Source organism: Mycobacterium timonense, assembly GCF_025821985.1.
GTDB classification, from domain to species: Bacteria; Actinomycetota; Actinomycetes; order Mycobacteriales; family Mycobacteriaceae; genus Mycobacterium; species Mycobacterium avium.
Genome location: NZ_JACKSY010000014.1, coordinates 85,580 through 99,415 on the forward strand (window position 1 = coordinate 85,580; position 13,836 = coordinate 99,415).

15 protein-coding genes, 1 tRNA gene and 1 pseudogene are annotated in these 13,836 nt (G+C 66.6%); 6 read left to right on the forward strand and 11 right to left on the reverse strand.

From position 1 onward, the window contains the following. The first annotated feature begins 3 nt into the window (after positions 1 to 3). Positions 4 to 1,269 (forward strand): amidohydrolase family protein, encoded by a 1,266-nt coding sequence (locus tag H7I87_RS04740; protein ID WP_019733083.1) that lies wholly within the window; start codon positions 4 to 6, stop codon positions 1,267 to 1,269. A gap of 107 nt (positions 1,270 to 1,376) precedes the next feature. Here H7I87_RS04740 and H7I87_RS04745 read toward each other — a convergent pair whose 3' ends face one another. Genes H7I87_RS04745 through H7I87_RS04760 form a run of 4 tightly spaced genes read right to left on the reverse strand, consistent with a single transcriptional unit; the run spans position 1,377 to position 5,372 of the window. Continuing rightward, a complete protein-coding gene (locus tag H7I87_RS04745) occupies positions 1,377 to 2,417 on the reverse strand; it encodes a CaiB/BaiF CoA transferase family protein (protein ID WP_019733082.1) in 1,041 nt (346 codons plus the stop codon). Continuing rightward, complete coding sequence (locus H7I87_RS04750; protein ID WP_019733081.1) at positions 2,414 to 3,370, reverse strand: LLM class F420-dependent oxidoreductase; 957 nt, start codon at positions 3,368 to 3,370, stop codon at positions 2,414 to 2,416. The genes H7I87_RS04745 and H7I87_RS04750 overlap by 4 nt, the downstream gene beginning before the upstream one ends. Continuing rightward, complete coding sequence (locus tag H7I87_RS04755) at positions 3,355 to 3,795, reverse strand: cobalamin B12-binding domain-containing protein (protein ID WP_009974980.1); 441 nt, start codon at positions 3,793 to 3,795, stop codon at positions 3,355 to 3,357. The genes H7I87_RS04750 and H7I87_RS04755 overlap by 16 nt, the downstream gene beginning before the upstream one ends. Continuing rightward, positions 3,795 to 5,372: a methylmalonyl-CoA mutase family protein gene (locus tag H7I87_RS04760; protein ID WP_003873066.1), complete on the reverse strand. Its 1,578-nt coding sequence runs from the start codon at positions 5,370 to 5,372 to the stop codon at positions 3,795 to 3,797. The genes H7I87_RS04755 and H7I87_RS04760 overlap by 1 nt, the downstream gene beginning before the upstream one ends. Positions 5,373 to 5,463: 91 nt before the next feature. On the opposite strand from H7I87_RS04760, the gene H7I87_RS04765 reads away from it, so the two are divergent. Then, the gene (locus tag H7I87_RS04765) at positions 5,464 to 6,288 is read left to right on the forward strand and encodes an SDR family oxidoreductase (protein ID WP_019733080.1); all 825 of its coding nucleotides are present in this window, start codon (positions 5,464 to 5,466) and stop codon (positions 6,286 to 6,288) included. Between the two features lie 4 nt (positions 6,289 to 6,292). Here the strand turns inward: H7I87_RS04765 and H7I87_RS04770 are convergent, their stop codons facing one another. From H7I87_RS04770 to H7I87_RS04795, 6 genes are all read right to left on the reverse strand, one after another. Continuing rightward, a complete protein-coding gene (locus tag H7I87_RS04770; RefSeq protein WP_019733079.1) occupies positions 6,293 to 7,105 on the reverse strand; it encodes a methyltransferase domain-containing protein in 813 nt (270 codons plus the stop codon). An 88-nt stretch (positions 7,106 to 7,193) separates the two neighbouring features. Further along, positions 7,194 to 7,892: a M15 family metallopeptidase gene (locus H7I87_RS04775; RefSeq protein ID WP_019733078.1), complete on the reverse strand. Its 699-nt coding sequence runs from the start codon at positions 7,890 to 7,892 to the stop codon at positions 7,194 to 7,196. A gap of 140 nt (positions 7,893 to 8,032) precedes the next feature. Then, positions 8,033 to 8,236 carry a cold-shock protein gene (locus H7I87_RS04780; RefSeq protein WP_003873070.1) on the reverse strand — a complete coding sequence of 68 codons (204 nt, stop codon included), beginning with the start codon at positions 8,234 to 8,236 and terminating at the stop codon, positions 8,033 to 8,035. A 482-nt stretch (positions 8,237 to 8,718) separates the two neighbouring features. Continuing rightward, a complete protein-coding gene (locus H7I87_RS04785) occupies positions 8,719 to 8,952 on the reverse strand; it encodes a hypothetical protein (RefSeq protein WP_009974975.1) in 234 nt (77 codons plus the stop codon). A 152-nt stretch (positions 8,953 to 9,104) separates the two neighbouring features. Beyond that, positions 9,105 to 10,385 carry a cytochrome P450 gene (locus H7I87_RS04790; RefSeq protein WP_019733076.1) on the reverse strand — a complete coding sequence of 427 codons (1,281 nt, stop codon included), beginning with the start codon at positions 10,383 to 10,385 and terminating at the stop codon, positions 9,105 to 9,107. A 4-nt stretch (positions 10,386 to 10,389) separates the two neighbouring features. Further along, entirely contained in the window at positions 10,390 to 10,608 is a 219-nt protein-coding gene (locus tag H7I87_RS04795; protein ID WP_003873074.1) for a ferredoxin, read from the reverse strand. 162 nt (positions 10,609 to 10,770) lie between these two features. On the opposite strand from H7I87_RS04795, the gene H7I87_RS04800 reads away from it, so the two are divergent. Both H7I87_RS04800 and H7I87_RS04805 read left to right on the forward strand, forming a co-directional pair. After that, on the forward strand, positions 10,771 to 11,325 hold the full coding sequence (locus H7I87_RS04800; RefSeq protein WP_031344512.1) for a TetR/AcrR family transcriptional regulator: 555 nt from the start codon (positions 10,771 to 10,773) through the stop codon (positions 11,323 to 11,325). 130 nt (positions 11,326 to 11,455) lie between these two features. Further along, positions 11,456 to 12,295 (forward strand): mycofactocin-coupled SDR family oxidoreductase, encoded by an 840-nt coding sequence (locus tag H7I87_RS04805; RefSeq protein ID WP_023861881.1) that lies wholly within the window; start codon positions 11,456 to 11,458, stop codon positions 12,293 to 12,295. A gap of 42 nt (positions 12,296 to 12,337) precedes the next feature. Here H7I87_RS04805 and H7I87_RS04810 read toward each other — a convergent pair. Beyond that, positions 12,338 to 12,396 (reverse strand) — tRNA-OTHER (locus H7I87_RS04810). 252 nt (positions 12,397 to 12,648) lie between these two features. Here H7I87_RS04810 and H7I87_RS04815 point away from each other — a divergent pair. Further along, positions 12,649 to 13,665, forward strand: coding sequence for a hypothetical protein (locus H7I87_RS04815; RefSeq protein ID WP_031344513.1), 1,017 nt, complete (start codon positions 12,649 to 12,651; stop codon positions 13,663 to 13,665). Between the two features lie 54 nt (positions 13,666 to 13,719). Continuing rightward, a pseudogene (locus H7I87_RS04820) lies at positions 13,720 to 13,836 on the forward strand (IS630 family transposase); the annotation flags it as partial.

Below are 13,836 nucleotides of genomic sequence, written 5' to 3' on the forward strand. Positions count from 1 at the left end.
CCCATGGAGGCCGATGACCTGATCCTGGTGAGCATCGACGACCACGTCGTCGAGCCGCCGGACATGTTCCTGCGGCACGTGCCCGCCAAATACCGGGACGAGGCCCCGATCGTCGTCACCGACGACAAGGGCGTCGACCAGTGGATGTACCAGGGCAGGCCGCAGGGCGTCAGCGGACTGAACGCCGTGGTGTCGTGGCCGGCCGAGGAGTGGGGCCGCGACCCGGCCGGGTTCGCCGAGATGCGGCCCGGCGTCTACGACGTCCACGAGCGGGTGCGGGACATGAACCGCAACGGCATCCTGGCGTCGATGTGTTTCCCGACGTTCACCGGCTTCTCGGCCCGGCACCTGAACATGCACCGCGAAGAGGTGACGCTGGTGATGGTGTCGGCCTACAACGATTGGCACATCGACGAGTGGGCGGGTTCCTATCCCGACCGGTTCATCCCGATCGCCATCCTGCCGACGTGGAATCCCGAGGCGATGTGCGCCGAGATCCGCCGGGTGGCGGCCAAGGGCTGCCGGGCGGTCACCATGCCGGAATTGCCGCATTTGGAAGGACTTCCGAGCTATCACGACGAGGACTATTGGGGTCCGGTGTTTCGCACCCTGTCCGAAGAGAACGTGGTGATGTGCCTGCACATCGGCACCGGGTTCGGGGCAATCAGCATGGCCCCCAACGCGCCGATCGACAACATGATCATCCTGGCCACCCAGGTCTCGGCGATGTGCGCCCAGGACCTGCTGTGGGGTCCGGCCATGCGCAACTACCCCGACCTGAAATTCGCCTTCTCCGAAGGCGGTATCGGCTGGATTCCGTTCTACTTGGACCGCAGCGACCGGCACTACACCAACCAGAAATGGCTGCGCCGCGACTTCGGCTCTCAACTGCCCAGCGAGGTGTTCCGGGAGCACTCGCTGGCCTGCTACGTGACCGACAAGACGTCGCTGAAGCTGCGCCACGAGATCGGCATCGACATCATCGCCTGGGAGTGCGACTACCCGCACTCGGACTGCTTCTGGCCGGATGCGCCCGAGCAGGTGCTGGCCGAACTGACCGCCGCCGGCGCCGATGACGCCGACATCAACAAGATCACCTGGGCGAATGCCTGCCGGTTCTTCAGCTGGGACCCGTTCGCCCGCACGCCCCGCGATCAAGCGACCGTCAAAGCGTTGCGCGCCAAGGCTCTTGACGTCGACGTGTCCATCCGGTCGCGCGCCGAGTGGGCGCGGCGCTACCACGAGAAGCAGCTGGCGGGGCAGACGTAGGCGAGGCGGGCGCAGCCGCCGCGGGCGCAGCCGCCGCGCGAGCGTGCACTTAGTTTCACGCTGGGCGCCGAGCGTGAAACTAGTTTCACGCTCGGCGGCGTGATGTCCTACGACTCCGGCAGCTGGGGCGGCGGACGGTACTCGGGCTGGTATCCCGACACGTGGATCGGGCTGCCGACCAGACGGAATTCCCCCGCGGTCACAACGACTTCGGGAGTGGCCTCGAGCGCCTCGGGCAGTGTTCTGACCGCCGCCGCCGGCACCCCGAGCGGACGCAGCCGCCGTTCCCACCCGGCGGCGCTGTCGGTGGACAGCATCGCGGTGACGACGGCCAGCACCTCGTCACGGCGGGCCACCCGCTCCGCCATGGTTTCAAACCCCCCGATACCCGCCTCCGCCGCGAACGACTTCCAGAAGCCGTCGTGGGTGATGAACAGCGCCAGATATCCGTCGGCGGTCGGAAACAGCTGCGCGGGAACGTAATAGGAGTGCGCCCCGTGTGGGCGGCGCTGCGGCTCGACGCCGCTGTTGAGGTACGCCGACGCGTGGTAGTTCAGCTGCGACAGCATGACGTCGCGCAGCGACACGTCCACCTGGCCGCCGGTGCCCGAGATGATCTTGGCCAGCAACCCCAGTGCCGCGCACATCCCGGTGGAGTTGTCGGCCGACGAATAGCCGGGCAGCGTCGGCGGGCCATCCGGGTCGCCGGTCAGCGCGGCGGTGCCCACGCCCGCCTGCACCACGTAGTCGAAGGCCGGATCGTCGCCGCCGTACAGCCCGAAACCGGTGATGGCGACGCAGACGATCTTCTCGTTGTGCCGCCGCAGGTCGTCGTAGGTGAGCCGGAGCCGGCGGATCGCGGACGGTTTCAGGTTCACCAGCAGCGCATGGGATTCGGCGGCGAGCTCACCCAGCCGCCGTTGTCCCGCATCGGAATTGAGGTCCAGGCAGATGCTGGACTTGTTGCGGTTGAGGCTGGCGAAGTAGGTGGCGCCGACGCTGCGGGAGATCTCGCCGCCGGGGGGTTCGATCTTGGTGACCTCGGCGCCGAGATCGGCGAGCAGCATGGTGGAGTACGGACCCGCCAGCATGGTGCCGACCTCGAGGATACGGATCCCCGCCAACGGCCCGGTGTTGTTGCCGCTCAACGCAACTCCGCGGCAAGTGAGGCGATCATCTCGCGGGTCCGGCGCTTGGAGGCCACCAGCTCGTCGCGGTTGTCGCCGATGGGCAGCAGCCGCACCGACAGATCCGTGACGCCGGCGTCGGCGAAGCGTCGCATCCGGGCCAGAATCTGTTCGGGTTCGCCGGCCGCGCACAGGTCGCCGACGTCGCGGGCATCGCCGCGTTCGAGCAGCCGCTGGTAGTTGGGCGACACCTCGGCCTCGCCCAGGATGCGGTTGGCCCGCTCCTTGGCCTCGTCGACCTGGCTTGGCGCACATAGGCATACCGGGATGCCGGCGACGATCCGCGGCGCGGGGCGGCCGGCGTCGGCGGCGGCCTTGGTGATCTTCGGCGCGATGTGCTCGCCGATGGCACGCTCGTCGGCCATCCACAGCACGGTGCCGTCGGCGAGTTCACCGGCGATCTGCAGCATCACCGGCCCCAGCGCGGCCACCAGTACCGGCATCGGGGTGTCGGCCCCGATCACCATGGGATTGTGGACGGTGAACGAATCGTTCTCGACGTCAACCGGTCCCGGCCCGGCGATGGCGGCGTTGAGCACCTGCAGGTAGTCGCGGGTGTAGGCGGCCGGTTTCTGGTACGGCAGGCCGAGCATGTCCCGGATGATCCAGTGGTGCGACGGCCCGACACCCAGCGCCAGCCGGCCACCGGCCACCGCGTGCGTCGAAAGCGCTTGACGAGCAAGGGCGATCGGATGCTGGGCCTGCAACGGCACCACCGCGGTGCCCAGCTCGATGCGGGAGCTGTGCGCGGCCATCAGCGACACCATGGTCAGGCAGTCGAAGTCGTTGGGCACCTGCGGCATCCACGCCGTGTCCAGCCCCGCCGACTCGGCCCATTCGATGTCGGAGACCAGCTTGTCCACCTTGCGGGCCATGTCGCCGCGCTCGGCGCCGATCATCACTCCGACGCGCACTGTTCCTCCGTGATCGCTTCCTTGTCGTCCGGCTCCCCGGTGCCGGTCAGTGCGCGGATCTCACGCACCAGTTTGTCCAGCGGTGTGCCGGTGGGGAATACGGCCGCGGCACCGGCCGCGAGCAGCTTGGGGACGTCGGCGTGCGGGATGGTTCCGCCGACGACGACGGCGATGTCCGCGGCGTCGCAGGCGCGCAGCGCCTCGACGGTGCGCGCGGTGAGCGCCAGGTGGGCGCCGGACAGGATGCTCAGGCCGACCACCGCCACGTCCTCCTGGACGGCGATCGAGGCGATGTCCTCGATGCGCTGCCGGATGCCGGTGTAGATGACCTCGAATCCGGCGTCCCGCAAGGTGCGGGCCACGATCTTGGCGCCCCGGTCGTGTCCGTCCAACCCGGGTTTGGCAACCAGAATCCGGACGGCCACTAGAACACCACCGGTTGCTGGAATTCGCCCCACACCGCCTTGAGCGCGGAGACCATCTCCCCGACCGTGCAGTACGCGTTGGCGCAGTCGATGAGCTTGTGCATCAGGTTGTCGTCTCCTTCGGCGGCACGCGACAGCGCCGCGAGACTGGATTTCACTGCGGCCGAATCCCTTTCGGCCTTCACCTTCGACAGCCGTTTGAGTTGCAGGTCGCGCCCTTCGGCGTCGAGCTCATAGGTGACCACATCGTGTTCGGGCTCCTCGGTCACGAACCGGTTGACGCCGACGACGGGACGGGTCCCGGCTTCGATGTCTTGATGCAGCCGGAACGCTTCGTCGGCGATCAACCCCTGCAGGTAGCCGTCCTCGATCGCGGACACCATGCCGCCGTGGCGGTCGAGGTCGGCCATGATCTCGATGATGCGGGCCTCGGTCTCGTCGGTGAGCGCCTCGACGAAGTAGGAGCCGCCCAGCGGGTCGGCGACACTGGCCACCCCGGTTTCGTAGGCCAGGATCTGCTGGGTGCGCAGCGCCAGGGTGGTGGTTTCCTCGGTGGGCAGCGCGAACGGCTCGTCCCAAGCGGCGGTGAACATCGACTGCACGCCGCCGAGCACCGCGGCCATCGCCTCGTAGGCCACCCGGACGATGTTGTTGTGGGCCTGCGGCGCATACAGGGAGGCGCCGCCGCAGACGCAGCCGAACCGGAACATCGATGCCTTGGCCGTCGTCGCACCGTACCGCTCCCGCACGATCGTCGCCCAACGCCGCCGTCCCGCACGGTATTTGGCGATCTCCTCGAAGAAATCCCCGTGGGTGTAGAAGAAGAACGAGATCTGCGGGGCGAACTGGTCGATCGTCATCCGGCCCCGCTCCACCACCGTGTCGCAGTAGGTCACTCCATCGGCCAGTGTGAACGCCATCTCCTGCACCGCGTTGGCGCCGGCATCGCGGAAATGCGCGCCGGCCACCGAGATCGCGTTGAACTTGGGCACCTCGGCCGCGCAGAACTCGATGGTGTCGGCGATCAGCCGCAGCGACGGCTCCGGCGGCCAGATCCACGTCCCGCGCGAGGCGTACTCCTTGAGGATGTCGTTCTGGATGGTGCCGGTGAGCTTGGCCCGCGGTATGCCCTTCTTTTCCGCCGCGGCGACGTAGAACGCCAGCAGGATCGCCGCCGTTCCGTTGATCGTCATGCTGGTGCTGAGCTTGTCCAGCGGAATGCCGTCGAACAGGATCTCGAAGTCGGCCAGGGTGTCCACCGCGACGCCGACCCGGCCGACCTCCTCGCCGAACTCGGGATCGTCGGAGTCGTAGCCGCACTGGGTCGGCAGGTCCAGCGCCACCGACAGCCCGGTCCCGCCCTGCTCGAGCAGGTAGCGGTAGCGGCGGTTGGACTCCTCGGCGGTGCCGAATCCCGAATATTGGCGGAAGGTCCAGAGCTTGCCGCGATAGCCGGAGGCGAAGTTACCCCTGGTGAAGGGGAACTCGCCCGGTTGCGGGGGCTCAGCGCTTCGGTCCGCCGGCCCGTAGACGGGCTGCAGCGGAATGCCAGACGGAGTGTGGGCCGTATTATCCATCGATGAATAACGTACTTGCAAAAAAAGAGAATGCCAATACCACTCGTTTGACCTGGTCAAGCGGGTGGCTTGACCAGGTCAAAGGAGACAGATGGCTGACAACTCGCTCACCGACCGCACGGTGGTGATCTCCGGCGGCAGCCGCGGCATCGGCCTCGCCATCGGTATCGCCGCCGCCCGGCGGGGCGCCAACGTGGTGCTGCTGGCCAAGACCGACACCCCGCACCCACGCCTGCCCGGGACGGTGCACACCGCCGCCGCCGACGTGGAGGCCGCCGGCGGGAAGGCGCTCGCGGTGGTCGGGGACGTGCGCCGCGAAGAGGACGTGCGGCGCGCGGTCGAGGCCGCGGTGCAGCGGTTCGGCGGCGTCGACGTGTGCGTGAACAACGCCAGCGCCATCGCGGTGGAGCCGACGGCGGAGCTGTCGGCCAAGAAGTTCGACCTGATGCAGGAGGTGAACATCCGCGGCACCTTCCTGCTCACCAAGGCGTGCCTGCCGTACCTGCGCCGCGCCGCCAACCCGCATGTGCTCACCATTTCGCCGCCGATCAACATGAACCCTCGCTGGCTGGGCGCCCACCCGGCCTACACGCTGTCCAAGTATGGGATGACGCTGTTGTCGCTGGGTTGGGCGGCCGAGTTCGCCGACGACGGCATCGGCGTGAATTGCCTTTGGCCCCAGACCTATATCGCGACGGCCGCGGTGGCCAACATGGCCGACGGCGACAAGCTGGCCGAGTCGTCGCGCAGCCCGGAGATCATGGCCGACGCGGCCGTCGAGATCGTTTCCCGCCCCGCGCGGGAAGCCACCGGCGACTGCTACATCGATGCCGAGGTGTTGCACTCTGCCGGGGTCGACGACCTGTCTGTCTACGGCGGCGGCGAGCAACCGATTCCGGACCTGTTCCTCGACTGAAGGCCTATGCGCGGCAGATGATTTCGCCGTGCGGGATGGCGATCCAGCCATCCGGGGCGGCGGCCCATTCTCGCCAGGCGGCGGAGATCTCCTCGAGCTGCTCGCGGGCGGCGAGCCCGAGGCTCACCAAGTCGCGGGCCACGGTGGAATGCAGGATGCGGTCGGCCCACATTCCGCCCCACCAGTCGCGCGTCTCGGGTGTCGCATAGCACCACAGGCTGCCGGTGGGCGTGATGTCGTCGAAGCCCGCCTGCCGCGCCCAGGACAGCAGCCGCCGGCCGGCGTCCGGTTCGCCGCGGTTGGCGCGCGCGACCCGTCGGTAGAGGTCTCGCCACAGGTCGAGCGCCGGCAGTTCGGGATACCAGATGAACCCCGCGTAGTCGGCGTCGCGCACCGCCACGATGCCGCCCGGCCTGCACACGCGCCGCATCTCGCGCAGGGCGGCGACCGGATCGGACAGGTGCTGGAGCACCTGATGGGCGTGGACGACATCGAACGTGTCGTCGGCGAAGTCGAGACGGTGCACGTCGGCGGTGCCGAACGAGACGTTGGACAGATTCCGTTGCTCGGCTTCGGCGCGGGCCACTTCCAGGACGTCCGCCGCCTGGTCGACGGCGGTGACCTGCCCGGGCGCGACCCGCGCGGCCAGGTCGGCGGTGATGGTGCCGGGACCGCAACCGACGTCGAGCACCGACAGGCCCGGTGTCAGGTGCGCCAGCAGGTAACCCGCGGAGTCCTCGGCGGCACGCCGCCGGTGACTGCGCAGCACCGACTCGTGGTGCCCGTGCGTATACGTCGCTCGATGTTGGTCGTTCACTATGGCCCCTCGGCTCGCGCGTCCTTGTTCGGCCAGGCTACCGACGTTGCGCCATATAATGAAACTCCCGTCTCGGAATATGAGACACCTAGTCGACGGGGACGTTGAGGATCGGTTGGTCCACACCGGCCCCCGGGCCGTCGAAATGCCACCACTCCCCCGAGTACACCTTCAATCCGCCGTAATTCATGGCGTTGCGCAGCGCGGCCCGGTTCGCCACCGCGTCGGCACTGATGCCCTGCGTGTTGAAAGCCGTTGCCCTCGAGGTGAAGTCGTCGAAGTCAGTGCCCATGTCGGCCAGACACAGCCCGCCGGCGTGCAACCCGGACGAGCAAGGCTGCTGTGCCGTCGTGAAGGTCACGTCCACCGAACGCCCCGACTCGTGGCTGCGGGCATACGCGCCCGGGCGGGCGACCCAGGCGGGGTTGGGGACCAGGCTGAACATCTTTACCTGGACGTCATGCGGGCGATAGCAGTCCCAGAACACCAGCAGGTGACCCTGTGGGCGCAGCGCACCGGCGGCCGCGGCAAGGCCGGGAGCCATCGATTGGTGCACAAGGCATCTGGCGTCGGAGGGATAAAGCTGCGTATGGGTGAAATTGTTCGACGTCGCATAGCGCAGGTCGAGCACCGCATCGGGAATGACGCTGCGGATATCCACGAAGCCGGCCGCTTTCGCGGCGTCACCGACCGGCGGGACATCCGGGCTGGCCTCGGCGGTGCGCGTCCCGCCCGCCGCGACCAACAACGCCGCAATCGTCAGTCGCAGCACCCACGCGAGACGCATGCGGTCATTATCCCGGTTGGTCGGCCGCGCCGGGGTCAGCCGCCGGGTGTTGTCGCCACCGGCCGTTCAGAGATCGGAAAAACCAGTGGGGCTGGTGCGAAGTCAATCGCACCAGCCCCACCGTGACGTTTGTGACGTTCTCAGACGGTGCTGACTCCTACCGCCTGGGGTCCCTTGGCTCCCTGCTCAACGTCGAACTGAACACGCTGGTTCTCGTCGAGCGAGCGATAGCCGCTTCCCTGGATCTCGGAGTAGTGGACGAAGAGGTCCTTCGTGCCGTCGTCAGGGGTGATGAAGCCGAAGCCCTTTTCACCGTTGAACCATTTCACAGTTCCCTGTGCCATTTACTTACTTCTCTCATCAAATGCGGATGTACCAATCACATCCGTGCGGGTTCAGGGTAGCATGAGACCGACCATATATTGAAAACAGTTGCCTCACTTGCTGATTCATTCGCTGTGCACCTGGACTGCGGCCTCGCCCGGGCTCCGTCTCACCCGACGCGCCAGGCGCGGCTCGGGCTGCCTGTAGAGTGGAGTGGAACCGCATTCTTACGGTCACCGCGAATCGCCGACGAACCACGAATCAGAGCGCCGTGCGATTCGATCGTCGTCCGACGCCAAGCAGCGATGCGTATCGGCCGAACTCTTCATCCGGAAGGACAACCATGGACCAGTCGAACCTGTTTTCCCACCCCGAGGAGCCGAAGTATGTCGCTTCGGGGGAAACCTCCGCGAAACCCGTCGAGTACCCGACGTTTTCCGATCGGCCCGACACCGGCGGATCCACACATCAACGGCGCTGATCGGCTTGAAGCGCCCGGGCGTCAGGACGCCTTGGCGTACCTGCGGACCAATTCGCCTTCTCCGAAGGTACTGGTTCGCTGCTGACCGTTGTCGTCTCGACTGAAAAATGTCCACTGGCCGGGACCGCTCTGCGGACCGCTGATCATCCGGACCGTCAGCCGCAATTCGGTGGGACGCCGCGTGCCGATGATGTCGCCGACCCGTATCTGCGATGGGTGAATCTCGACCGCGTCGCACCAGTTCTGTATTGCCATGTAATCCGTTCCTCGCCGTTGCCACCACCCTACCCGCCCTCCCGCACGAAGGGGCGGATACCGTGCATCGTCTCCAAACCCGTTGTGCTACAAGGGAATTGTCGTGGTTTGCGAAGACCGGGTTCAGCTACCGGGCGAATTCGCAGGCGCCGTCAGCCGACCTGGGTGAACTCGATGTGCAGCTCGGTCAGCCCCCGCAGCAAGAACGTCGACTCGTAGCGGTATTGGCGGCTGGACGCCGGCCCGTGCTTGGCCTCATTGATCCTGAGCTCGCTGGTGCGGTCCAGCAGCCGGTTGATGGTGATCTGGCCCTCGACCCGGGCCAGCGGCGCGCCGGCGCAGGTGTGGATCCCGCGGCCGAAGGCGATGTGTTCGCGGACATTCTTCCGGTCGATACGAAACTCGTTGGGGTTCTCGAATTTTCGCGGGTCGCGGTTGGCCGCCCCGAGACACAGCATGATGACCGTGCCGGCCGGGATGTGCACCCCGCCCAGGGTGGTGGTCTTGCGCGCCAGCCGGAAATCGACCTTGGTCGGGCTTTGCATGCGAAGCGCTTCTTCGATGAACGGGCCGATCAGGCCGCGGTCGGCGCGTAGCCGCGCCTGCAGCTCTGGCTGGTCGCCGAGCACCTGCACGGCGGCGCTGAGCAGCTTGGTCACCGTCTCCTGCCCGGCGGCGAACAAGAAGGTGGCCGGTCTGACCACCTCCAACAGCGGCGGGGTCGAGCCGTCGGGATAGGTGGCGGTCGCCAGGCCGGTCAGCACGTCGTCGCGGGGACGCTCGCGCCGGTCGGCGATGTAGCCGCTGAACAGGTCGTCGAGGTACTGCAGCGGGTTGCTGCCCACCGGTTCGTGATCCAGCGCGCCCACCCGGGCGCCCGGCGCGTTACCGGCGCCCAGATTGCGGCGGATCTGTGGCCGGTCCTCGTCGGGCACCCCCAGCAGGTCGGCGATGGCCAGTGTCGCGAACGGCTTGGCGTACTCGCTGAGGAACTCGCAGTGACCGTTGGCGATGAACTCGTCGAACTGCCGGTCGGCCAATTGCCAGATGTAATCCTTGTTTTCCTGCAGTCGGCGCGGCGTGAGCAGGCGACCGAGCAGCGACCGCGCCTTGTCGTGCTCGGGTGGGTCCATGACCACCATGTGCTCGAAGATCGGGAACTCGTGGCGATGCGCCTCGATCAGTTCGCTGATGTCGTCACCTTCCGGGGTGAACGGCAGCGGCGGGAACGGGCCGCCGATCGCGTTGACCGCGGAGAAGGATTCGACGTCTTTGAACGCGGCCTGGACTTCCTGGTAGCCCGTGACGGCCACCACGCCGTAATGCGGCTCACGGAACACCGGCCCCTGCTCGCGCAGATAATCCCAGTAGTCATAGGGATCCTGGGCGACGTCGGCGTCGGTGAAGTAGTCGACCTGGGCGAGATCGGTCATGAGCTCAATTTCCTTCGTCGGGCGCGTACGGCGGTTGTTCGGTCAGCACGCTGATGGCTTGGCGTGGACAAGCCGCCACCGCCGCCTGCACGCTGTGGCGCAACGATTCGGCCGGGTCGTCCGCGCAGCTCGCCGTGTCGTCGTCCAGCCGGAAAACCTCCGGGGCGATCTCCACGCACAGGGCATGGGCCTCACACAGCCGCGGATCCACCCGAACGCGCATGTCTTGACCCCCTTCACCCTCCGAACCGCCTGCGATACTGATCGATCGACCAAATTGCTAGGATGCGGTATGCCTACCACGGACCGCGCAGGCCGGTCAAGCAAAACGGGCACGGCCACCCGGCGCTCCCGGCGGAATACCGACGCGGGAGCGCGCACCAAATTGATCGAGGCCACCGCCCGGCTGATGCGCGAAGAAGGCTATGCCGCGGCGACGTCGCGGCGGGTGGCCGCCGAGGCGGGCGTCAAGCAGGCGCTGGTCTATTACTACTTCCCGACCATGGACGACCTTTTCGTGGAGGTGCTGCGGGCGGGGGCCGAGAGCGCGCTGACCCGGATGCGGGCGCTACTGACCGAGGACGATCCGCTGCAAGCGCTGTGGCTGATGAACAGCGACACGGCGCTGACCGCGCTGAATGCCGAGTTCATGGCGTTGGCCAACCACCGCAAGGCAATTGGCGCCGAACTCAAGGGCTACGCGGAGCGGGTCCGCGACATTGAGACCGCGGCGGCGACCATGGTGCTGCGCGCCAACGGCATCGACCTCGAGGAGTATCCCCCGGTCGCGATCTCCATGCTGATCGCGCAGGCCGCGCGCAGCCTGTGCAACGAGAAGGCCGTCGGCGTCACCCAGGGACACGACGAATTGCGCGCATTCGTGCAACGCCAACTGAGTCGGCTCACCGCACCCGCGGCCGCGTCGACCACCAGCGGCTAGCACCGGCATCTGTTGACACTGTGGCCAAACGGTGCCACCCTCCTGATCGATCGACAAATAATTTCTCGTCGACCAACAGGTGCGCGCCGGGCCATCGTCATCCCGGCCTCTGAAATCAGTGAGGACAATCATGGGCGGAAGAGTCGAGGGCAAGGTCGCGTTCATCACCGGGGCGGCGCGGGGTCAGGGTCGCAGTCACGCGGTACGGCTGGCGCAGGAGGGCGCCGACATCATCGCCGTCGACATCTGCGCCCCGATCAGCAGCAACAGCCAGATCCCGCCCTCGACGCCGGACGACCTGGCCGAGACGGCCGACCTCATCAAGGGGCTCGATCGGCGCATCGTGACCGCCGAGGTCGACGTCCGTGACTACGACGCGCTGAAAGCGGCGGTGGACAGCGGCGTCGAACAGCTCGGACGGCTGGACATCATCTGCGCCAACGCCGGAATCGGCAACGGCGGCCAGACCCTGGACAAAACCAGCGAAGACGACTGGCGAGACATGATCGACGTCAACCTTTCCGGTGTCTGGAAGACGGTCAAAGCCGGTGTGCCGCATCTGATTTCGCAAGGGCAAGGTGGATCGATCATCTTGACCAGCTCGGTCGGCGGACTCAAGGCCTACCCGCACACCGGCCATTACATCGCGGCCAAACACGGTGTCGTCGGGTTGATGCGGACGTTCGCCGTCGAGCTCGGCCAGCACTCCATCCGGGCGAATTCCGTGCACCCCACCAACGTGAACACACCGATGTTCATGAACGAGGGGACGATGAGGCTGTTCCGGCCGGACCTGAAGAACCCCGGCCCGGACGACCTGAAGGTCGCCGCGCAGTTCATGCATGTGCTGCCGGTCGGCTGGGTGGAGCCGGTGGACATCAGCAACGCCGTGCTGTTCCTGGCCTCCGACGAATCGCGTTACATCACAGGTCTTCCGGTCACCGTCGACGCCGGCAGCATGCTCAAGTAGCCGCGCCGGCATCTCGCTCACCGGCGGTGAAGTTCATCCCGGTGGCCAGGGGCGGGATCGAACCGCCGACCTTCCGCTTTTCAGGCGGAGTTCTGGCCTACACCAATGTGTTTCAGCCGGTCAGGCCAGGCACGCGACCGGAATTCGGACATGTTGGATCAGTCGGTCTGGTTCGCTGGCCCCATATCGGCCCCCTGGAACCAGCTTCGCGACTAAGCCCGGACGCCCCTCGCTAATGGTTGGCGTACGTGTTTACGCCTTTAGATTGGCCTGACCTTTGGCGTACCTCAACGACACCATGTACATCACTACATCAGTGAGGTACTGATTTTCATTGAGGTATAGTGATAGTCATGGCGTACCAGGGGAGAGCGGTCAGCGCGCTGGAAACCGTGCTTCATACCGCGCTGCGCGCGCGCAGCGCCGAAGGTCCGAAACGCGATCTAATCGTGACGTTAGGCAATAAGGATCTTCGGGTCCGCTGGCTAACGGTCGGCTGGCCGCAGCAGGTCGAAGCGGCCCTACACGATAAGCCCCGACCGGACGTGATCGTCGCCCCGCGGATGTCACCGGGAGCGCGCGCCGTTGCCAAGAAAGCCGGCGTTGGCTGGGTTGACGAATCCGGAGCAGCTGACATCGTCATCAGGGATGCCTCGGGGACGACGATCATCATCGACACAAAGGGCAAGCCGCCGGTGCCCCTGGACTCGGGCATCGGGTGGAGGCCAGCCACGCTCGCCGTTTGCGAGGCCATCCTCTCGGGACAGGCGAGCCCGACCGCGAACTCGGTTATAGACGTCACCGGGATATCGATGGGCAGCGCGGTGACGGCGCTGAAGTTCCTCGAGAAGGACGGGCATCTGGTCAGCTCTGCTGCCCGGGGGCCCAGCGCCGCGCGACGCGTCGCCAATCGTGACGAGTTCCTCGACGCTTACGCGACGGCGGCCGAGCGGCTGCGGTCTCCGATTTCCATCCGTGTCGGTGTGCTGTGGCGCGATCCTGCCGCTGGGGTGACCCAGACCGGTCAGCTTTTGGAGGCTGCCGGCATCGATTGGGCTGCCACAAGCGCGCTTTCGGCGAACGTGCTGGCGCCGCTGCAAACAGAGGTGGCTCCCTTGGAGATCTACGTGGCGGGCAAAACATGGAGTGATGTTCGCCGAGCCGCGGTGGTGGCTGGCCTGCAAGAGATGGACGGCGGTCGCCTGGTGCTACGCCCCTTCCCCACACCGGCCGGCGCAAAACTCACCGAGACGATCGCTGACGGATTTCGCTCGGTGCTGTGGCCTCGCGCGTACGCCGACCTCCGAATCAGCGGGGTCCGCGGCGAAGACGCGGCCGAACACCTACGTGAGGAGATGACGACACCGTGAATGACGACCTAGTGTCCTGAGTCATTAATTCGTGGGTTCTTGTTATAGTAGGTGATGCCGTCCCCGCATGCCGCGAAGATCGTGTTGACCGAGGATGAACGCGCCGAGTTAGAGGGTTGGGTGCGGCGCCGCAATAGTGCCGCGGGGTTGGCGCTGCGGGCCCGGATCGTG